This window comes from Ensifer sp. (assembly GCF_031989085.1).
Classification (GTDB): domain Bacteria; phylum Pseudomonadota; class Alphaproteobacteria; order Rhizobiales; family Rhizobiaceae; genus Ensifer.
This window is the reverse complement of sequence record NZ_DALZXU010000006.1, coordinates 280931-300949: the sequence shown is the minus strand read 5'-3', so window position 1 is coordinate 300949 and position 20019 is coordinate 280931. Positions and strand designations below refer to the sequence as shown.

Genomic DNA, 20019 nt, shown 5'->3' with positions numbered 1-20019 from the left:
AACTCTGTCTTGTCCACGATCCCCGCACTCGGCAAATGGCTCTCCGGGCAGGTAACGTCGCTTGGCTCCTCGGTCATCGCCGGGTTCGCCGTGGCGTCTGGCGGGGCCTTCGTCTTCCTCAGGTTGACAAGTGAAGTCATCGAGGGCGAAACGCGCGCCTTCGATGATGCAATCCTGCGCTCACTGCGCCAACCGGGTGACCTTTCCGTCCCGATCGGGCCCGAATGGCTGACACATGTGGTCACCGACATTACCAGCCTCGGCGGCACGACGGTCCTGACCTTGGTCACCGTCGGCACCGTTGGCTATCTCCTGCTCGCCCTGCGGCGCCAGACCGGCATGTTCGTCCTGTTTTCGGTCCTTGGCGGATGGTTGCTCAGCACGCTTTTGAAGATCGGAATTGCAAGGCCGCGGCCCGACATCGTTCCCCACCTTGTCGACGTTCACGATCTCAGTTTCCCGAGCGGACATGCCATGCTGTCCGCCGTCACATATCTGACGCTGGGTCTGCTTCTCTCGCGTGTTCAGGCGAGCCGTGCCACGCGATTGTACGTCATTGCCGTGGCCCTGGTGCTCACGCTCCTGGTCGGGCTAAGCCGGGTCTATCTGGGCGTTCACTATCCGACGGACGTGCTTGGTGGCTGGTGCGCCGGCGCGACATGGGCAACGATCTGTTGGATGATCGCCAGACGCTATCTGCCTCGCCGCGAGGAACCCGTCGGCCGCTAGAGCGCTTCATCTTGAAACGGAAGCATTCTGCCAAGCTTCATCCGGCCCTTCGGGTTGGCTGAAGACGGCCGTCCACTTTGTCGGATGGCTTGCCCGATGGATCCGCATCGCTCTCGCCATCCTTCGCGTGGAACGGCCGTTTTGAGCCGACGGAATCGCATCCGTTTAAAGATGAAACGCTCTAACCGGCCAGACCGAACACTTTCTCCAGTTTTTCCCAGTTCTCATCCATTGCGTAGCTAGAGGAGACGTAGGGGACGCCGATATGCCCAAACCATATCGACAGCTGTTTTTCGGCGGTCTCTTCGTCGGTCCTGGCAATCTGTTGAAGGTAGATGACAGACGCCAGCCCCGTGCGGTCAGCGCCTGACCTGCAGTGAATGAGCAGTGGCTTAGGCGCATCGCGCAACAGCGAAACGAGACTCTGGGATTGATCGAACGTCATCTCCTGGCTCGACGACATCTTGAAGTCCACATGCTTTACGCCGAGCGCCGTTGCAGTCGCCACCTCGTCGCGATACCAGGCCGCGCCGTCATCGGCACCACGAAGGTTGATGATCGTCTTGATGCCATAACGCTTGACGTATTTGGTGATCTGCTCCGGCGTCGGCTGGTTCGAGCGGTAAAGTTCGCCCGCAATGACCTCGTCAAAGTTGCCGGAGAGCTGGATAGCTGCGAGATATCCGCCAACGGCCAACGCTACCGTCAGCGTCGTCCACAATAGCGGTTTGACAATTCCGAATTTCATCCGAAGTGCTCCTGTTTCAAGCACCATGCATGCAGCCGCTGACATGAAGCTGAACGGCCGCCAGGTCAGTTTTGCTCTGCTGCGGCCGCCGGAAGGGTCAGGGAAATGCGCAAGCCCGGCCCGTTGTCGGCCAAGCGGATGACGCCATGATGTAGATCGGATACTGCGCGAACCAGGCTCAGACCGAGGCCACTGCCGTGCGTCGTGCGGCTCTTGTCGAGCCGATACAGCCGCCTGAACACCTTGTCCCGCTCGGCCGCCGGAATGCCCGGGCCGTTGTCGCTGATCGTCGTCGTGCAGCCGTGACGGCTTCCGGTAATGCCGATGACGATGTCGGTGCCCTTGGGACAGTGATTGATGGCATTTTCGACCAGGTTTACGAACAATTGCGTCAGGAGCTCCCGATCACCCTGGACAACGCAAGACTGCGTGATCTCCGGCACGAAATGGAGCCTTTGCCCATGGTCTTCAGCCACGTCGATATAGATTTCCGCGACCGTAGTCAGAATGCCCAGGAGGTCGATCTCGCTGAAACGCGCCTTCCGTCCGCCAGCCTCGATCTGCGATATCCGCAGCAACGCCTCGAAAGTCGCATTGATCTGTTCGCTCTCGGCCAACGCGTCGACAAGCTGCTTGTCGACGCTAAGACCCTCGGCATTCCTCGCCAGCGCATCATTGATCGTCAGCGTCAGCCTGTTGAGCGGCGTCTTGAGCTCGTGGGCAATGTCCGCGCTGACCTGGCGCATGCTTTCGACCAGATTGGCCAGGCGTTCCAACGCGTGATTTATCTGGGCCGAAACCGCGTCGATGTCGTCTCGGCTCCCGCGTAGTGGAATTCGGGCTCTCATCCTTCCGTTCGACACGTCGACCATCGTGCGCACGATCCCGTCCAGGCGAGCCTGCGCGCGCGAGCCAAGGAAGGTGCCACCTGCAATGGCGATGAAGACGGTGATGACCAGCGCCCATCCGAAGCTGATCAGGGCGATGTCCTCCAGCTTGTCTGTCTCTTCGAAGCTCTGGCCAACGACAAGCATGTATCCGTCGACTGTTCCCGCCCGAACGCGAAAGTCTGCCGCGCCTTCGACGCCGATGTCGGCGGCCTTCAAGGTCGACAGACCCGGCGCAAGCCCGACGGCGTCGACGTTTCCGGCGATCCGCCTTCCAGCCTGATCGACAAGTGAAAAGACACGGCTGCCGGAGCGCAGCTTCGAATAGGCTTCGACGGTGGCGATCAGGTCCTCGACATCGTCCTTCGCGTAGGTGGACGCCGTGACCGCGTAGGCATCGTCGACGGACCTGTCCAGCGCGGACAACAGGTCGCGTTTCAGCAACTGATAGGTAATCAACCCCGACACCGCAAAGGCTGCAACGAAAAGAACCGCGAATGTCAGGGCAAGCCGGAAGGGTGTACTTCGGTAAAGCCTAGCGCGGTGCATGGACACTGTAACCGGTGTTGCGCACGGTATGGACGAGCTGGACGTCGAACGGCTTGTCAATCTTTGCCCGAAGTCGGCTGATGTGGGTTTCGACCACGCTGGTTTTCGGGTCGAAATGAAACTCCCAGACGCGCTCGAGCAACATGGTTCGCGTGAGAACGCGGCCCTCCCCGCGCATCAGCACCTCCAACAGCGTAAATTCGCGTGGCTGGAGTTCGATGGTCTGGCTGCCACGCCGGGCCTGGCGCTTGACGAGGTCGAGCTCGAGGTCGGCGCACCGCAGGACGGTGACCTGCGCTTGAGATGGTGGACGTCTTCCGAGCGCATTGACGCGCGCGAGAAGCTCGGAAAAGGCAAAGGGTTTGACGAGATAGTCGTCGCCCCCGGCCTCGAGCCCTTCTACGCGGTCGTCAACGCCCCCGACCGACGTGAGGAAGATCGCCGGCGTTTTGACCTGAGCGGCCCGCAACGCCTTCATCAGCGACAGCCCATCGAGCCCTGGGAGCATGCGATCGACCACAAGCACATTGTAGTCTTCCTTGCTGGCGTGAAACAGCGCGTCGCGCCCATCTGCGATGACATCGCAGACATGGCCGGCCTCGCAGAAGCCGCGCTCGACGTATCCGGCTGTCGTGTGGTCGTCTTCGATGACGAGGATGCGCATCTGAACCTCTGAGCTGAACAAACCCGATCTTTAGGGCCGCGCACCTGTCGAGCAGCTGCCGACACGGTCATCTTTTTCGAAAGAAGCAAGTCATCGGGGCGGGTTCAATTAGTCCGGGAATGCGGCAGCGCTGTCCGACAATAGAGCTTACGAAACCGTAAGACCTGGGAAAGGGCCCGGCAAAATTGACCCGGTAGAACCATACCGGCGTCAACGAATGGCGCGACGCCAACGACAGCTCGTACAATCGGAAGGATTGCCCCCGTGAAGAAAATCACCCCCGTCATGCTCGTTGCCGCGCTCCTTGTCGGCGCATCGCCGTTGGCGTCCTCTGCAGCGACCGTCCCCTGTGAGACCATGTTGAAGGATATGCGCGCCGCAAAAGCGAGCGCGAAGCTTGGCGATGCCGATCGCGCGAAGGTCCAGGATCTCGAAGACAAGGCCGTCGAGCGCTGCAACGCCGATGACGATGTCCGCGCAGACCAGTTCCTCACGCAAGCAATCACAATCATCGGCAAATAGGTCTTGAGGGAGACAGGTCATGACAGCGAACACCGTGTCGGCAGGCCCGAAAAACCGGGTGCCCGACGTCACCATCGAATTCTGGCTGATCAAACTGATGGCGGTCACGATGGGCGAAACCGCCGCAGACTACCTGGCCATCAATCTTGGGCTCGGGCTCGCCACGACGTCGGTGGTGATGAGCGCGATCCTGGCTGCCGCTCTCCTGATGCAGTTCGCCCAGAGACGCTATTTCCCTTCGGTCTATTGGACTGCCGTCGTCCTCATCAGCATCGTCGGGACACTCGTGACCGACAACCTCGTCGACAATTTCGGGGTTGCGCTCGAGACGACGGCGATCGCCTTCACCGTCCTTCTGGCCGTCACCTTCGCCGTCTGGTACGCGACGGAAAGAACCTTGTCGATCCACTCGATCTTCACGCTGCGCCGAGAGATTTTCTATTGGCTGGCAATTCTGTTCACCTTCGCGCTCGGTACGGCCGTCGGCGATCTGGTCGCTGAGGTCCTGGCCATAGGTTACCTCGCAACGGGCCTGTTGTTCGGCGCCATCATCGCGGTGATTGCCGTCGGTTACTACGCTCTCAAGCTGGATCCGATACTGACCTTCTGGCTCGCTTACATCTTCACGCGCCCGCTTGGAGCGTCGTTTGGTGACCTCCTTTCTCAGCCGGTGGAGTATGGCGGCCTTGGGTTCGGCACGATCGCGACAAGCCTCATGTTTCTCGTCGCCATCGTCACCCTGGTCATCTATCTCACGGCAAGCCGACAACCGGAGGACACGGACCTGGAATCGCAACATCAAATGTGAGGGTACGGTGCTCTGAAGCATACGCAACGCAAGACGTCAGCGCCTTCGCATTCGTCGTTTGAACCGCACCGGATTTGCTGGGGGCCGTTTCGATCATGTCATGTGGCCATGGATCATCGAAACAAGAACTTCAAAGCCTCGGCGGACCGTCGAGGCTTTTTTGGCTTGCCACATCCACGCTAACGCAAATGCAACCAAAGGTTATCCAATCTTCGTGGTGCTTTCTTCACCGGCCTCGGATTATGCGAGACAGCGAGATCGCCCACGGCCGGATACCCCAATGAAATATCGTAGACCATCAGGACGAACTGCCCTCTTCTGGTTCTTCGTTCCTCTGACCATCGTTGCCGTGCTCGCACTTAAGGTGCCGGGCATTGGCATACTTGCCGCATTGTCGATCGTCGGTCTTCCCATTGCTGTCCTGTTCTGGGCCGCGCCCGCGCTCCTGCTCGTTTCCTTTACGCTTGTTCTCGTCTACCGGCTGGCGCCGGCAGGAAAAAGTTTGAAGATAGTCCTCGCCTGCGTGGCAACTGCCGCGCTGTTTGCGCTTCCGGCAGCACTTCTCAACTGGCGTATCGAGAACGACGTCGAGGCGATCGCGGCGGCGGACCGCAACGAGATCACGGCGCCGGTGACGGCCAGGGCGATCGCGGTGCGCAGGTGGAGCAACTTTGATCGGCAAACGACGAAATGCGACGGCTTTTGCCTTCACGCACTTTTGAGCGGTAGCGCCGACAGAGTGCTCGTCGTGGCGGTAAAAAATCTCTTCGCCGAGCCTCGGCTCGATGAAAGCGCAATCGAGTTTCGGCTTGAGAACCGTTCCATCTGCCCTTCGACGCGCTTCCAGCCGGGTTACCACAGCCTCCGCTTGCGCAATGCCGCGGGTGAGACGCGAGATACGAACGCTGTCGAGGCCATGAATCTGTCGATCAGCAACGGCCGATGCCTGGTGCAGAAGGCTACCACGCTTGGAGACGCCGATCTGGTAATCTCGCAAGGCCGCACCAAGCGCGGTGTCAGCGACATCGAAGCCGGGTTCGATTTTTCGGCCGACACGATTTCAACGTTCACGACAAGCGTCCACACCGTGGATCGAAAAACTGGCCTTGACGAAATCTATCGTTCGACACGGATAAATTACGCTCCATTTGCTCCCCTGCTTTTGCCGGGGCCGGCATTCGGCTCCGAATTCCGAATGGATATGGGGTGGTTCCGCTTGGCCAAGATGGTGAACAGCCCCAGCCGATATGTCGACGATGATGCGCATTGGGTAACATTTCTGACATCCACGCTCGGCCTGCAACTGGCGCTCGATGATGCGGGCGTCGGCAGGCGGATTGTCGAGAAAATTGAAGCTGCCGTCGCTGCCTCTCGCGCGCCGACACCGGCGGAGTGGGAGGCATTTTCCACATACTCTCAAAAGTTCGGAGTGGTGCGGGATACCAAACTTAGCAAACGCGAATTCGACCTTGCTCTGGCGATTCTTGCCTCTCCGCAGTTTCCGCCTCCGCCGCGGCTCTATCTGGCCGTGAGATATGCCGAGAGCAACGAACCTGCGGAAACCCGGGCAAAGCTTGCCGACCTGCTTTTTGCGCGCGCGAGCGCCGGACAGACCTGGCCCGACCATCTTGGCGTCCACTTCGAAAGCTCGCTCGGCGATCTCGATATTGCGCTGGCGGCATTGTCCATCCAGTCGCTTGCGCCACATTTCTACGACCTCGACCGTCTGGCGCGAGACCCGTCCGCGCAACAATATCTCGACTTGGCACTTGCCAGGCTCGGGGCGTTCGGCAAGGACGGCGTGCCGGCGCTCGTCCATCTGATCGAAGTCGGGCTTAGCGGCGGGCAGCACTTTTATCAGGAGAATCGCTACCAGCATCCCTATCTCGCCGGCATGAAGGGCCTATGCCGGGCGGGAGAAAATGGTGTGGCGGCGCTGCCGGTGTTGAAACGCTTGCTGGCGGAAAAGCAGCTTCCGGTCCATGCGAGTTACGGCTCGCTGCTGATCAGCACGTTCGCGCGCATGGGTGCGGACACGGAGCACCTCTGGCAGGCCTTCCAGGCGATCGATCCGGATGCGAACGAAACCCTGTTCCAGCGGGACATCAAAAGCGCGGGGAAGTCGAAACGCGACTGCGAGTTTTAGACCGCGCTCCCGCATCTCAGCGCGAACGACGGGCTGCTTCTGCCGTGTCTAGACGCCGCGGCGATTGCCCCACAACAGGACGTGCAGCTGCGGCAGCACCCCCGCGTCGAACCATCTGTCGTCGATCACCTTGTCGACCAGCCAAAGCATGCGGTTCATCACACCTTCGATATCGACGGTGGCGCTGTCGTCATCGGGAGGCGGCGGCGTGTGGTTTCCCGGCTGCAGATAAACCGGTAGCGACGTATACCGCCGGGCGACGTCGCGGGCATAGGCATAGTCCCGGTCGTCGAAGACGACGAACTTCAGCACCGTCGTCGGATGGCCTGCCGCCATGGCAACACAGTCGTCCAGTTTCGCGAAGTCGGTCTCCATGCCGCTCGACGGCGGCTTCGGGCTGAGCACCAGCGTGTCGAGATCGGCGAACCAGTCCCTGGCGACGCTGCCCTGCGTCTCGAGCGCAAACCGATAACCGTCGCCACGGCCGCGCGCGATCAGCGGGCCGAGCGGCTGAATGGCCGGATTGCCGCCGGAGAGCGAAACGGTGAGCGGCACGCCGCCGGAGAGCCGCACGACGGCGCTCCAGACATCGTCCACCGCCATCGGCCGCCACTCTTCCCGGTGTTCGCTGTCGACCGCATGCAGCGTATCGCACCAGGAACAGCGGTAATCGCAGCCCCCTGTGCGCACGAAGACCGTCGGCTGGCCGATCAGCACGCCCTCGCCCTGGATTGTCGGGCCGAAGATCTCGCTGACCCGGATTACGGCGCCGGTCATGGTCGGTATTCCGCCCAGGTCTTCGGCGTCTCGCTGACGCGCACCGCCGACGTTTCCGGCAGCAGCGCCTTGCACCAGTCATAGAAATGCTTCGCCAGGCACTCCGACGTCACCCGCTCGTGGCCGAGCACATCGTTCAGGTGACGATGGTCGAAACTGTCGTCGATGTAGCGCTTGAGCGGCGCCAGATCGTGATAATCCCGCACGAAACCGTCTTCGTCGAGATCGGCGGCAGCAAGCTCGACCTCGACGATGTAGTTATGGCCATGCAGCCGCGCGCACTGGTGATCGGCCGGCAGGTGGCTCAACTGGTGCGAGGCGGAGAAATGAAACTCCTTGGTGATGCGGTACATCAGCGGATCTCCTCTGCCGAGAAGCGGCTGGTGGCCGCGCGCCAGAAGTCCGGATCGGCATAGGCGGTCGGATCCTCGACGCCGGCGAGATGAAAGGCCTCGCGTCGCTCGACACAGGTGCCGCAACGCCCGCAATGGTGCTCGCCGCCTTTGTAACAAGACCAGGTCTCGCCGAAGGGCGTGCCGTGCCTTGCGCCATCGGCGACGATCGCGGCTTTCGGCACCTCGACATAGGGGGCGTAGAGCCGCACGCTGCCATAGCCGTCGAGCGCTTCGTCCTGCATCTTCTGGAATGCGCCGATGAAACCCGGCCGGCAATCGGGATAGATGAAATGGTCGCCGCCATGGACTGCAACGGCGACCGCTTCTGCCTTGCGGGCCGAGGCGAGCCCGAAGGCGATCGCCAGCATGATGGCGTTGCGGTTCGGCACGACCGTCGCCTTCATCGTCTCCTCGGCATAGTGGCCGTCGGGCACCTCGACATCATCGGTCAGTGCCGATCCGGTCAGGTGCCGGCCGACGCCGGTGATATCGATGACCTCATGCGGAACGTTGAGCCGCCGGCCACAGGCGGCGGCGAATTCGAGTTCCTTGCGGTGGCGTTGGCCGTAATCGAAGGACAGAAGGCCGACGAGTTCGTGTTCCGCCGCGATCCTGTGGGCGAGCGAAACGGAGTCCAATCCGCCGGAGCAGATGACGATAGTTCTCATAGATGTGGATCCCTTGTTTTGACCGGGTGGGCTGCGACCGGATGCGGCGCCGCTTCTAAGCCATCGCCCGGCTTTTGACCACCCCTCACCAGCACGTTCAGCGCGCGTCGAAAATGAGCTGCGCCAAGGCACACGTTGTACGTCAGGTGCAATGCAGCATTAAAAGCGCTGAGGGCGATTTCCGCGCGCTTGCAAAAACGCTAACGTCGCGCGTCACGCCGGAGGGCGTGACCTTCGCTGCCTTGGCATGCAAGCGCTGGCGCGTGGCAGAGATCGACATGGGAGGAATTTTGGAATGCAGATCGACGGAAAAGTCTTCATTGTGACCGGCGGCGGTTCGGGCCTTGGCGCCGGCGTTGCCCGCCTTTTGCATGGCAAGGGCGCGCGCGTCGTACTCGCGGATATCAACGAAGACGCCGGGCGGGCGACGGCCGAGACGCTTGGACACAACGCTCTCTTCGTCAAGACGGACGTCACCAGCGAGGCGGACGGCGCAGCCGCCATCTCCGCCGCTGTCGACAAGTTCGGCCATCTTCACGGGCTGATCAATTGCGCCGGCATCGCACCGGGTGAAAAGGTGCTTGGACGCGAAGGTCCCCATCGCCTCGATAGTTTTGCCCGCGCGGTCGGCATCAATCTGATCGGCACATTCAACATGGTCCGGCTGGCAGCGGCTGCGATGGAGAAGGAAGCGCCGGGCGACGACGGCGAGCGTGGCGTCATCGTCAACACCGCCTCGGTCGCCGCCTTCGACGGCCAGATCGGACAGGCCGCCTATTCCGCCTCCAAGGGCGGCGTCGTTGCCATGACCTTGCCGATCGCGCGCGAACTGGCGCGGCACGGCATCCGGGTCGTCGCTATCGCGCCCGGCATTTTTGAAACGCCGATGATGGCCGGCATGCCGCAGGAGGTCCAGGATTCGCTCGGCAAGAGCGTTCCCTTCCCGCAGCGCCTCGGCAAGCCGGAGGAATTTGCGGCCCTCGTGCAGCATATCTGCGAGAACCGGATGCTGAACGGCGAAGTCATCCGTCTCGACGGTGCGTTGCGCATGGGCGCGCGCTGAGAGCTTATGGCCGGCGGGACCGGATGCGCGACGCATCCGGTCCACGTCCAGACGGTCAGGCGGCACCCGCGATAGGCGCCGGCGTGATCACATAGGCGCAGCGGCGAGCGCCGGCGAGAATATGCTCGCTCCGCTCGACGGTGACGTCCAAACCCAGAATGTCGCGGAAAACATTGATCTCCGCCCGGCAAAAACCCTGACAGCTGGCCGCCGCGGCGCAGATCGGACAATGGTTCTCGACGAAGAGAAAGGCGCCGTCGGCGACCTCCTCGAAACCAGCCATGTAACCTTCGGCCGTGCGCAGGCGCACGAGCGTTTCCACCCTCTCCTTCAGGCTTCCGGCTCCGTCAAGTGCGGCACGATAGCCGGTTCGCGTCTCCTCCTCGCGCGCGGCGATGATGCGATCAACCGCGTCTTCCCCCAGCGTCTGGCGGATCGTGCGCAGCAGCTGGACGGTCAGTTCCGCATGGGTATCGGGAAACTCCGCATGGCCCGATGCCGTCAGCCCCCAATATTGCGAGGGGCGCCCGACGCCACGCGCCTCAGACCAGGAGTTGACGAGTGCATCCTCCGCGAGCCGGACCAGTTGCTGGCGAGCCGCCTCGCCCGATATCGACAGGCGCTTGCCGAGCGACGGCGCCGTCTGTGGCCCATGCAGTTTCAGCGCCAGCAGAATACGTTCGGCGGGGGAACGCCCCTGGCTCTGATCCGGATTTAACAAGTGATCGCTTGACATATTATCGTCCGGAGATTTACAAAGAATTGCCTTGTTAAATACACGCCGGATGGTTTCCGCACAAGACACAAGCTGCGTTGCATCCGGCTGATGAGGATTTCACCCATGGCTTTCGAACTTCCCTCCCTTCCCTTTTCCATCGGTGCGCTGGCCGACGCCGGCATGAGCGCCGAGACGCTGGAATTCCACCACGGCAAGCATCATCAGGCCTATGTGACCGCGCTCAACGGATTCGTCGACAAGGATCCGGCGCTTGCCGGCCTTTCGCTTGAAGACATCATTCGCCACGTCAACGGCAAGCCCGAACTGGCACCGGTCTTCAACAATGCCGGCCAGCACTGGAACCACATCCTGTTCTGGAACAATCTCTCACCCAAGGGCGGTCGCATTCCCGACAGCCTGGAAAAGAAGCTCACCGAAGATTTCGGCAGCGTCGCGGCCTTCAAGGACGCGTTCAAGGCGGCGGCCACCAGCCAGTTCGGTTCCGGCTGGGCCTGGCTCGTCCTCGATGCCGGCGGCAAGCTCAAGGTGACGAAGACCGCCAACGGCTCGAACCCGATCGCCACCAACGAGGGCAAGGCGCTGCTCGGCCTCGATGTCTGGGAGCACAGCTACTACATCGACTTCCGCAACCGCCGCCCCGACTATGTCAGCAACTTCCTCGACCGGCTTGCCAACTACGAGTTCGCCGAGGCCGCGCTCAACGCTGCCTGAGCCAGCCTGCCGTGGCGCCGCCTCGGCGGCGCCACATCCATACCCAAGCCGGATTGTGCCCCATGACCCAGATCGTCTCCGTCGACATTGCAGCCCACGCCGAACGCGCTGTCACCCGGCCGCAGTTTGCCGACACGATGGCACGGTTGGCCTCGACGGTCTGCGTCGTCAGCTCCGGCAGCGGCTCGGAATGCCTGGGGCGCACGGCCACGGCCGTCTTCTCGCTCTCGGCAAACCCGCCGTCGATCGTCGTCTCGATCAAGGCCGATAGCGCCCTGGCCGACGCCATCTCGAGCCGGCAAGGCTTTTCGCTCGCCATGCTCGCCCAGGGGCAGGAACTGGTCGCCGACGCCTTTGCCGGCCGGGTCGCGGCCGCCAACCGGTATCTCGTCGGGGTCTGGGCGGATTGGCCCTCCGGCCGCCCGCGCCTCATCGGCGCGACCGCCGGGCTCGACTGCATGTTGAGCGCATCCGTGCTTGTCGGAGACCACAGGCTCTTCGTCGGAACCATCATCGCGACGGAAACCCTGGATTTTGCCGAGCCGCTTCTGTGGAGCGAGCGCCAGTATCAGGCGCTCGAAAGATCGGCAGGCTTCGCCACGCCATCGGGCGGGCGGCCATTGCCATCGGGCGCCGCCTGCCCGACGATCTGAGCCGCGCGCAAACATCCATTCGGGAACGACCATGCGACTGGTGCTTGAAAAACTTCTGCGTGACGGCCGCGACGACGCGCTCCTGCGGTTCACCCTTGGCAGCATCTGCCTGCAGGAAGGGGATGGCGAAACCGCAATCTTGCATTTCCAGCGGGCGATCGAATTCGATCCGACCTATTCGGCAGCCTGGAAGCTCCGTGGAGCGGCCATGCTGAAACTGAACCGCATCGAAGAGGCCCGGCGCACCTGGACCGAGGGCCGCGCCGTCGCCGAACAGAAGGGCGACCTCCAGGTCGCCCGTGAAATCACGGTTTTTCTGAAGCGCCTGGACAGGCAATGCACCGCGGCCAACAGGAGCGAGCCCGAGACCTGAACGCTCATGCGGAGCCGAGCCGCCGGATATTGCCCGCAAGCTCGGCTGCAAGGCGAAGAGCAGCGGCCGTTGCGCCTGCCATCTGCGGCATGATCAGCCATTCGAGCGTCCAGGCGGCACCGGAGCGTTCCTGTTCGTGGACCAGCGCCTGGTGAATGCCGGAAAGCTGCGTCGCGTTGAAGCGCGCAAGCGCCACCAGGACCTCGGCTGCAACCGGGTTCTGCTTGTGCGGCATCGCCGAGGAACCGCCGCCGCCCGCAAGCTCGATTTCGCCACCCTGCTGCGCCATCAGCGCCACGTCCTGCCCGAACTTGCCGAGGCTTCCAGTCACCAGCGACAGGGCATTGGCGAAATCGGCGACCTCCGAACGCTGGCTGTGCCATTGCGGAAAATCCGCAAGCGACAGTTCCTCGGCCAACGTCGCGCGCACATCGTCCGCCCGGCCCTGCAGCCTGTCGAGCGTGCCGGCCGCGCCGCCAAACTGGACTGCGAAGAGATCGCGATCCATCGCCTCGAGCCTGTCCTTGTGGTCAAGCAGGGGTTCTATCCAGGTGCGCAGACGATCAGAAACGGTGATCGGGATCGCCGCCTGCATGCGCGTGCGCCCCATCAGGGCTCGCTCGCCCCATTGGTCGTCGCACTCTTCCAGCGCCGAGACGACATCGCCCAACCGCGTGGCGAACAGCTCGGCAACGGCCTTCATGCGCAGCATCAAACTGGTATCAATCACATCCTGGCTGGTCGCGCCGAAATGGACGTGCGCTGCCGCTTCGCCACCAACGGCCACGCGCAACTGCCGCACCAGTTCGGGAACGACGACACCGTCGAGCGCCATCGCCCGCCGGAGTGCTGCGACATCGGGAGAAAAGCCGCGACAGGCCTCGGTGATGCGGTCGGCGGCACTTGCCGGAATGATGCCGTGGATCGCCTCGGCACGCGCCAGCGCCGCCTCGAAGGCGAGCATGGCGTGAATATCGGCGGCAGTCGAAAACTCGGCAGCCACCGCCTCGTCACCAAGAAGACCGGAGAGATAGGGATGGTCGAAAGCGGAATAGGTCATGGTCCCCCCGATGGTTGCCGTAAGTGAGGCTCACACTTCAACGCAGTGCCACAGTCCGGCTTCCGACGTCTACGCACCGAAACGCAACAGACCGTCCGTAGCCATGACATTCCGGTTTCAGATGTCGAGGAAGACCGTTTCCTTCTCACCCTGCAGGTGAATGTCGAAGATATAATTAGGGGCGCTGCCGGTTGCGACAAGCGTGGCGACGCGATCGCGATGTTCGACCCGCAAAAGCAGGGGGTCCGCGGCATTCGCCTCCGCTTCGTCGGGAAAGTACATCCGGGTGTGGAGGCCGATATTGATGCCGCGCGCAACGATCCAGAACGTGATGTGCGGCGCCATCGGCCGCCCGTCCTTGAAGGGCACCTTGCCAGGCTTGATGGTTTCGAACCGGAAGACGCCGTCCTCGTCGCCGGTCGGACACCGCCCCCAGCCCAAGAATGCCGGATCGGCAGACCCGCGCATCTCCGAGGGCGAGTTGTAGAGCCCCGCGGCATCCGCCTGCCAGATTTCCACCAGGGCGTCCTTGAGCGGCGTGCCCGTGCCATCGAGCACCCTGCCGCTGACCGTGATGCGTTGGCCAAGGGTCTTTTCACCGACCATCACTGCCCCCAGGTCCGCGTCGTAGACACCGCCGATGCCGCAGAAATTCGGCGTCAGGCCTATATGGACGTAGGGACCGGCGGTCTGCGACGCCGTTTCCTTAAGGTGGTCGAGCGCCTGGACCATCAGTTGCCCTCCATGCGGTTTTCAAACAGCGTCGAGCGCCGTCCGCGCAAGACGATGTCGAACTTGTAGGCTCTCGCATCCATCGGGATGGTGTTGGCCCAGTCGAGCGGTGCGATCAGCTGCTCGATTGCACGGCGATCGGCGATGGTATTGACGATCGGACACTTCCAGATCATCGGATCGCCCTCGAAATACATCTGCGTGATCAGCCGCTGCGCGAAGCCGTGGCCGAAGATCGAAAAATGGATGTGGGCCGGGCGCCAGTCGTTGACGCCGTTCGGCCAGGGATAGGGGCCGGGCTTGATGGTGCGCAAGGAATAGAAGCCGTCCTCGTCGGTGATGGTGCGACCGCAACCGCCGAAATTCGGATCGAGCGCTGCCAGATAGCTTTCCTTCTTGTGGCGGTAGCGTCCGCCGGCATTGGCCTGCCAGAATTCGAGAAGAGCGCCGGGAACCGGACGACCGCGTTCGTCGAGCACCCGGCCATGAACGATGATGCGCTCGCCGATCGCGCTCTCGCCAGGCTTTGCGAAATTATGGATGAGATCATTGTCGCTTTCGCCGAGCATCGAATGGCCGAAGACCGGGCCGGTGATCTCGGAGATCGTGCCGTCGAGCGACAGAAGCGCCTTCTGCGGCGAGCGCAGCACCGAGGTCTTGTAGCCGGGCGTCAATGCCGGCGCATGCCAGTTTCTGTCGCGCGGAAAGAAGGCGCCGGTCTCGGGCTTGCGGTTCGCTCTATCGGACATCTCGTTCTCCCGTCAGGCCGCCTTGCCCGCGTCCATTTCCGCAAAGACCTGTTTGACGATCTTGATCGCGTGGTTGGCGGCGGGAACCCCGGCATAGATCGCCACGTGCAGCAACGCCTCGCAGATGTCGTCACGGGTGGCGCCGGTGTTGGCGGTGGCGCGCACATGCATCGCCACCTCTTCATCCTGCCCAAGGGCCGCCAGGAGCGCGATCGTGACGATCGAACGCTCCCGCTTCGTCCAGGTCGGACGCGACCACACATGCCCCCACGCCGCCTCGGTGATCAGATCCTGGAACGGGCGATCGAAGTCGGTGGACGTCGACTGGGCCCGATCCACGTGGGTGTCGCCAAGAACGGCTCGCCGCGTCGCCATGCCCTGGCGATGGCGGTCGGAGGGCGTAAAGGCTTCACTCATGGCTTTTGTCTCCATGCGTTACAATTTCGAAAAAGGCGCGCAGCATCGCGGTCAGTTCCTCCGGCTTTTCGACGCAAGGAATATGGCCGGCGTCGCGGATGACTTCGTAGCGGGCACCCGGGATCAGGCGTGCGGTGGCAAGCACCACGTCCGGAGGGGTCGAACCGTCGTGATCGCCGACGACGCAAAGAACCGGCACGGCGATACGCTTTGCCGCCTCGGTGTAGTCGGCGTCGCGGATCGCGCCGCAGGTCGCGGCATAGCCCGTCGCCGACTGGCGGATCAGCATATTGCGATAACCGACCAATGCCGCATTTTCCGGCCGTCTAAAGGCCGGTGTGAACCAACGCTCCAGGATACCATCGGCGATCGCCTCGATGCCGTTCGCTTCGATCGCGGCTATACGCTGCGCCCAGAGTTCCGGCGTGCCGATCTTGTGCGCCGTGTCGCAGAGAACCAAGGCGCGCACGAGATCCGGCCGCTGTTGATAGAGCGACTGGGCGATCAGCCCACCAACGGAAAGGCCGCAGACGATCGCCCGGCTGACGGCGAGCATGTCGAGCAGCCCGGCCAAGTCATTGGCGTGGTCTTCGATCGAATAAGGCAGCGGGCCGATATCGGAGAGACCATGGCCGCGCTTGTCGTAGAGAACGATTGCGTAGTCGCCCGCCAGACGCACAATGACATCCCGCCAGATCCGGAAATCGGTGCCGAGTGAATTGGCAAAGACCAGCACCGGCCGCTCGGCCGTGGCGCCGATGACCTGATAATGGATGGTGATGTCGTTGATGCGGGCAAACTGCACGGCACGTCTCCTCTGAAAACAAATTGTCTGTTTAATCTGGTTAGGTAAAATGATATTTCACGGCATTCCATTAACCCGAGGGTTATGAATTCCATGGTCGATGCCCGCGTCAAGTTTCGCCATCTGCAGACGTTTGTCGAGGTCGCAAGGCAGAAGAGCGTCATGAAGGCGGCCGAACTCCTGCATGTCAGCCAGCCGGCCGTCACCAAGACCATCCGCGAGCTGGAAGAGGTGTTGGGCGTTGCCGTTTTCGAACGCGAGGGACGCGGCATCAAGATCACCCGCTATGGCGAGGTCTTTCTCCGACATGCGGGTGCCGCGTTGACGGCGCTCCGCCAAGGGCTCGATTCGGTCTCGCAGGAGCGCTCCGGCGACGGCGTCCCGGTGCGCATCGGCGCCCTCCCCACAGTCTCGACGCGGATCATGCCGCGGGCAATGTCGCTGTTCCTGAAGGAGGACACCGGCGCCAGGATCAAGATCGTCACCGGTGAGAATGCCGTGCTTCTGGAGCAGCTGCGGGTCGGCGACCTCGACCTCGTCGTCGGCCGGCTGGCCGCACCTGAGAAAATGACCGGCTTTTCCTTCGAGCATCTCTATTCCGAACAGGTGGTTTTTGCGGTTCGCGCCGGGCATCCCCTGCTTGCCGGCGCGCAATCGGCGTTTTCCCATCTTGCAGATTATCCCGTGCTGATGCCGACGCGCGCCTCGATCATCCGCCCCTTCGTCGATCATTTTCTGATCGCCAACGGCACGCCCGGCCTGCCAAACCAGATCGAAACGGTATCAGACGCCTTCGGCCGGGCCTTCGTGCGGACCAGCGATGCCATCTGGATCATCTCTCAGGGTGTCGTTGCCAGCGATATCGCTGATGGAACGCTCGCGGTCCTGCCGATCGACACCAGCGAGACCAAGGGGCCGGTCGGCCTGACAATGCGTGCCGACTCCGTCCCATCGCTGCCGCTATCGATCCTGATCCAGACGATCCGCGAGGCAGCCGCCGAAATCGCCCAAAGGCACTGACGGCGGCTGTGCGAACGGCGAGGGTCGCCCCTTTACAAAGCCGGCTCGAAGAACGACTTTCCGAAATCCGTTCACCATTCTGAAGTCGCCATGCCCATCGCTCCCGTCCAACTCGAAACATTCGCCCGCCACCATATCGGCGGCATGCTTGACTGGTTTCCGACCGCCGAAGCGCTGGCGCAATGGGGTGGAACGGGACTTCGCTTTCCGCTCGACGCGGTGCAACTTGAGGCAATGCTCGCTTCGACCCTTGGCGAAGCCCCGGAACGCTGGATGTTTGCCGGCACCGTCGGCGGTTCGCTTGCCGGTCACGCACAGATCGCGCTCGACTGGGAAAACGGCGTCGGCCGCCTCGCCCGCGTCGCGGTCAGTCCGACGTTTCGCGGACAGGGGCTTGCCGACCCGTTCCTGCGGCAGGTGGTCACGCGTTTCTTTGCCGATGCGCGCTTCGAGCGGCTGGAACTGAACGTCTACACCTTCAACGCCGCGGCGATCCGGACCTATCTCAAGCTCGGCTTTGTCGAGGAGGGCGTGCGCCGATCGTCAGCGAAGGTCGGCGACGTCAGGTGGGACACCGCCCTTTACGGCATGCTGCGCAGTGACCTTCCTGCGACAGCCCTCACTCAAAACGGCAAGCCGACATAATTTTCCGCAAGCGCGGTCGAGGCGGCGCGCGAATGGGTGAGATAGTCGAGTTCGGCTTCCTGGATCTTCTGGTCGAAATCGCCGGTATCGGGAAAACGATGCAGCATGGTGGTCATCCACCAGGAAAAGCGCACCGCCTTCCACACTCTGGCCAGCGCATTTGCGGAATAGGCATCGACACCCGCATTCGACCGATCCTGGTAGTGCTCCAGCAGCCCGTTGAACAGGTAGTGGACGTCGCTCGCAGCCAGGTTCAATCCCTTGGCGCCCGTCGGCGGGACGATATGGGCGGCGTCTCCCACGAGAAACAGCCGGCCGAAACGCATCGGCTCGGCGACGAAGGAGCGCAGCGGCGCGATGGACTTTTCGAAGGACGCGCCCGTCACCAGCGCCTCGGCATGGTGCGCCGGCAACCGGCGCCGCAGTTCGTCCCAGAAGCGCTGGTCGGTCCATGCCTCGATCTTCTCGTCAAGCGCGCATTGCAGGTAATAGCGGCTGCGGGTCTGCGAGCGCATCGAGCAGAGCGCAAAGCCGCGCGGATGGTTGGCATAGACCAGTTCGTGGCTGACCGGCGGGACATCGGCGAGAATGCCCAGCCAGCCGAAGGGATAGACCTTCTCGAACGTGCGGATCGCAGTGTCAGGTACGGACTTGCGGCTGACCCCGTGAAAACCGTCGCACCCGGCAATGAAGTCGCAATCGATGCGTTGGCTCACACCATCGCGTTCATAGGTGACATAGGGGTTCTGCCCATCAAAGCCGTGCGGCTCGACAGTGGCAGCAGCGTAGATCGATGGCGCGCCGCATCGTTCACGCTCTGCCATCAGGTCACGCGTCAGCTCGGTCTGGCCATAGACCATCACGCGTTTGCCGCCGGTCAGCCCGGCGAGGTCGATGCGGTGATCGCGGCCGTCGAATGCCAGTGAGAAGCCGTCATGCGGCAGCCCTTCCGCACGCAAGCGGGTATCCGCGCCTGCCTGGCTCATCAGGCCGACCGTCCCTTCCTCCAGAACGCCTGCGCGCACCCGGCCAAGGATGTAATCCCTGCTCACGCGGTCGAGCACGACATTGTCGATGCCGGCGCCGGTCAGCAATTGCCCGAGGAGAAGACCCGATGGCCCCGACCCGATGATGACGACCTGTGTGCGCATGCTGTCCTCCCGAAATTGACTTTCGCCAAAATCTTGCGCGGGAGGGCCACCGGCCTCAATGGACATTCCGGTCGAGAAATTGCACTAATCGAACATCGGCGATGGATGACAGCAATGACGAAACCGGTCCCGACCTACGAGCTCTACGGGGAAGACGCGCGCGAACGGCCTGATTTCTGGCTGCATTGCGAAACGATCCCGTCGCGCAGCAGCCTGTATCATTGGGAGATCGGGCTGCATCGGCATCAGAATTTCTTTCAGATCTTGTACATTGCCGGCGGTTCGGGAGATGCGCTGTTTGGCGAAACGGTGCAGCCCATTCGCCCTCCCGTAATGATCACCGTGCCGCCGGCGCTCAATCATGGCTTCCGGTTTTCTCGCGATATCGACGGCTTCGTCTTTACCGTTCTCGCCTCGCATTTACGGGTTTCGCCAGGAGAGCGCAGCCGCCTCGGGAGCTGGATGGCTGCTCCGCGCCAGACCCGCCTCGACGGTAGCGAAGACGGTGGCTATGTGGCGCTGACGCTCGCCCGACTGGGCGCGGAATGGGAGGCCAACCGAAGCCATCGGACCGACCTGCTCGACGCCTACCTGACGTCCGCGTTGACGCTGGCTGCACGCCTGGGCGAGGAGCACCCGGTCAAGGACGACGCCGCCGACACGGAAAACCAACGGCGCATGGAGCAGTTTCTCGGCCTCCTCCAACAGCACCACCGCGCTCACAGGCCGGCCACGTTTTATGCCCGAGAACTCGGCCTCTCGCCCACGCATCTCAATCGCATCGCCCGCGATGTCACCGGCCAGAGCGCCCACGAGATCATCGCCCGCAAGCTGACGGACGAGGCCCGCCGCGAACTCGTCTTCACGCGCGGCAGCGTCCAGGAAATCGGCTTCCGGCTCGGCTTTGCCGATCCGGCCTATTTCTCACGCTTCTTCCTGCGCCAGACCGGCATGACGCCAAGAGCCTGGCGACTTGCCGAGCGGATGAAGCTTGGCGCGTAGAACGCT

At 62.5% G+C, this 20019-nt stretch carries 24 protein-coding genes; 11 read left to right on the top strand and 13 right to left on the bottom strand.

What is annotated here, in order from left to right; genetic code table 11:
* Positions 1-18: 18 nt before the first annotated feature.
* A complete protein-coding gene (locus RTP54_RS23415) occupies positions 19-729 on the top strand; it encodes a phosphatase PAP2 family protein (RefSeq protein ID WP_409517193.1) in 711 nt (236 codons plus the stop codon).
* A 181-nt stretch (positions 730-910) separates the two neighbouring features.
* On the opposite strand, the gene RTP54_RS23410 is transcribed toward RTP54_RS23415, so the two are convergent.
* The 3 genes from RTP54_RS23410 to RTP54_RS23400 form a co-directional block, all read right to left on the bottom strand.
* Positions 911-1477 carry a dual specificity protein phosphatase family protein gene (locus tag RTP54_RS23410; protein WP_312365970.1) on the bottom strand — a complete coding sequence of 189 codons (567 nt, stop codon included), beginning with the start codon at positions 1475-1477 and terminating at the stop codon, positions 911-913.
* A gap of 65 nt (positions 1478-1542) precedes the next feature.
* Positions 1543-2913 carry a HAMP domain-containing sensor histidine kinase gene (locus tag RTP54_RS23405; RefSeq protein WP_312365969.1) on the bottom strand — a complete coding sequence of 457 codons (1371 nt, stop codon included), beginning with the start codon at positions 2911-2913 and terminating at the stop codon, positions 1543-1545.
* On the bottom strand, positions 2900-3577 hold the full coding sequence (locus tag RTP54_RS23400) for a winged helix-turn-helix domain-containing protein (protein WP_112811298.1): 678 nt from the start codon (positions 3575-3577) through the stop codon (positions 2900-2902). Before RTP54_RS23400 ends, RTP54_RS23405 begins: the two co-directional genes overlap by 14 nt.
* A 285-nt stretch (positions 3578-3862) precedes the next feature.
* On the opposite strand from RTP54_RS23400, the gene RTP54_RS23395 reads away from it, so the two are divergent.
* From RTP54_RS23395 to RTP54_RS23385, 3 genes are all read left to right on the top strand, one after another.
* Positions 3863-4099 (top strand): hypothetical protein, encoded by a 237-nt coding sequence (locus tag RTP54_RS23395; protein WP_112818624.1) that lies wholly within the window; start codon positions 3863-3865, stop codon positions 4097-4099.
* 19 nt (positions 4100-4118) lie between these two features.
* Positions 4119-4907: a hypothetical protein gene (locus RTP54_RS23390; protein WP_312365968.1), complete on the top strand. Its 789-nt coding sequence runs from the start codon at positions 4119-4121 to the stop codon at positions 4905-4907.
* A 280-nt stretch (positions 4908-5187) separates the two neighbouring features.
* Positions 5188-7053 carry a hypothetical protein gene (locus RTP54_RS23385; RefSeq protein WP_312365967.1) on the top strand — a complete coding sequence of 622 codons (1866 nt, stop codon included), beginning with the start codon at positions 5188-5190 and terminating at the stop codon, positions 7051-7053.
* Between the two features lie 48 nt (positions 7054-7101).
* On the opposite strand, the gene queE is transcribed toward RTP54_RS23385, so the two are convergent.
* From queE to queC, 3 genes are read right to left on the bottom strand one after another with little or no spacing between them, the layout of a single operon-like run.
* Positions 7102-7830 carry a 7-carboxy-7-deazaguanine synthase QueE gene (gene queE, locus RTP54_RS23380; protein ID WP_312365966.1) on the bottom strand — a complete coding sequence of 243 codons (729 nt, stop codon included), beginning with the start codon at positions 7828-7830 and terminating at the stop codon, positions 7102-7104.
* Positions 7827-8183, bottom strand: a complete 357-nt coding sequence (queD, locus tag RTP54_RS23375) for a 6-carboxytetrahydropterin synthase QueD (RefSeq protein ID WP_312365965.1) — start codon at positions 8181-8183, stop codon at positions 7827-7829. Before queD ends, queE begins: the two co-directional genes overlap by 4 nt.
* On the bottom strand, positions 8183-8893 hold the full coding sequence (gene queC, locus RTP54_RS23370) for a 7-cyano-7-deazaguanine synthase QueC (RefSeq protein ID WP_312365964.1): 711 nt from the start codon (positions 8891-8893) through the stop codon (positions 8183-8185). Before queC ends, queD begins: the two co-directional genes overlap by 1 nt.
* Before the next feature lie 295 nt (positions 8894-9188).
* Between queC and RTP54_RS23365 the strand changes: the two genes are divergently transcribed.
* The gene (locus tag RTP54_RS23365) at positions 9189-9956 is read left to right on the top strand and encodes an SDR family NAD(P)-dependent oxidoreductase (protein ID WP_312365963.1); all 768 of its coding nucleotides are present in this window, start codon (positions 9189-9191) and stop codon (positions 9954-9956) included.
* Between the two features lie 55 nt (positions 9957-10011).
* Here RTP54_RS23365 and RTP54_RS23360 read toward each other — a convergent pair whose 3' ends face one another.
* On the bottom strand, positions 10012-10692 hold the full coding sequence (locus tag RTP54_RS23360; RefSeq protein WP_312365962.1) for a metalloregulator ArsR/SmtB family transcription factor: 681 nt from the start codon (positions 10690-10692) through the stop codon (positions 10012-10014).
* Positions 10693-10797: 105 nt separating this feature from the next.
* Here RTP54_RS23360 and RTP54_RS23355 point away from each other — a divergent pair, with 105 nt between their 5' ends.
* The 3 genes from RTP54_RS23355 (at position 10798) to RTP54_RS23345 (ending at position 12432) form a co-directional block, all read left to right on the top strand.
* Positions 10798-11406: a superoxide dismutase gene (locus RTP54_RS23355; RefSeq protein ID WP_112818633.1), complete on the top strand. Its 609-nt coding sequence runs from the start codon at positions 10798-10800 to the stop codon at positions 11404-11406.
* Positions 11407-11468: 62 nt separating this feature from the next.
* The gene (locus RTP54_RS23350) at positions 11469-12059 is read left to right on the top strand and encodes a flavin reductase family protein (RefSeq protein WP_312365961.1); all 591 of its coding nucleotides are present in this window, start codon (positions 11469-11471) and stop codon (positions 12057-12059) included.
* Between the two features lie 31 nt (positions 12060-12090).
* Positions 12091-12432: a tetratricopeptide repeat protein gene (locus tag RTP54_RS23345; protein ID WP_312365960.1), complete on the top strand. Its 342-nt coding sequence runs from the start codon at positions 12091-12093 to the stop codon at positions 12430-12432.
* 4 nt (positions 12433-12436) lie between these two features.
* Here RTP54_RS23345 and RTP54_RS23340 read toward each other — a convergent pair whose 3' ends face one another.
* The 5 genes from RTP54_RS23340 to pcaD form a co-directional block, all read right to left on the bottom strand.
* Positions 12437-13492, bottom strand: a complete 1056-nt coding sequence (locus tag RTP54_RS23340; protein ID WP_312365959.1) for a 3-carboxy-cis,cis-muconate cycloisomerase — start codon at positions 13490-13492, stop codon at positions 12437-12439.
* 117 nt (positions 13493-13609) lie between these two features.
* Positions 13610-14224: a protocatechuate 3,4-dioxygenase subunit alpha gene (gene pcaG, locus RTP54_RS23335; RefSeq protein ID WP_312365958.1), complete on the bottom strand. Its 615-nt coding sequence runs from the start codon at positions 14222-14224 to the stop codon at positions 13610-13612.
* A complete protein-coding gene (gene pcaH, locus RTP54_RS23330; RefSeq protein ID WP_312365957.1) occupies positions 14224-14973 on the bottom strand; it encodes a protocatechuate 3,4-dioxygenase subunit beta in 750 nt (249 codons plus the stop codon). Before pcaH ends, pcaG begins: the two co-directional genes overlap by 1 nt.
* Positions 14974-14985: 12 nt before the next feature.
* On the bottom strand, positions 14986-15390 hold the full coding sequence (gene pcaC, locus RTP54_RS23325) for a 4-carboxymuconolactone decarboxylase (RefSeq protein ID WP_112811282.1): 405 nt from the start codon (positions 15388-15390) through the stop codon (positions 14986-14988).
* Positions 15383-16195 (bottom strand): 3-oxoadipate enol-lactonase, encoded by an 813-nt coding sequence (gene pcaD, locus RTP54_RS23320; protein ID WP_112811281.1) that lies wholly within the window; start codon positions 16193-16195, stop codon positions 15383-15385. The genes pcaC and pcaD overlap by 8 nt, the downstream gene beginning before the upstream one ends.
* Before the next feature lie 93 nt (positions 16196-16288).
* On the opposite strand from pcaD, the gene pcaQ reads away from it, so the two are divergent.
* Both pcaQ and RTP54_RS23310 read left to right on the top strand, forming a co-directional pair.
* Entirely contained in the window at positions 16289-17215 is a 927-nt protein-coding gene (gene pcaQ / locus RTP54_RS23315) for a pca operon transcription factor PcaQ (protein ID WP_312365956.1), read from the top strand.
* 90 nt (positions 17216-17305) lie between these two features.
* Complete coding sequence (locus tag RTP54_RS23310) at positions 17306-17860, top strand: GNAT family protein (protein WP_312365955.1); 555 nt, start codon at positions 17306-17308, stop codon at positions 17858-17860.
* Here RTP54_RS23310 and pobA read toward each other — a convergent pair.
* Entirely contained in the window at positions 17839-19011 is a 1173-nt protein-coding gene (pobA, locus tag RTP54_RS23305) for a 4-hydroxybenzoate 3-monooxygenase (RefSeq protein ID WP_312365954.1), read from the bottom strand. The two genes, RTP54_RS23310 and pobA, sit on opposite strands and share 22 nt — an antisense overlap.
* A gap of 114 nt (positions 19012-19125) precedes the next feature.
* Between pobA and RTP54_RS23300 the strand changes: the two genes are divergently transcribed.
* Complete coding sequence (locus RTP54_RS23300; RefSeq protein ID WP_312365953.1) at positions 19126-20013, top strand: helix-turn-helix domain-containing protein; 888 nt, start codon at positions 19126-19128, stop codon at positions 20011-20013.
* The last annotated feature ends 6 nt before the right edge of the window (positions 20014-20019 follow it).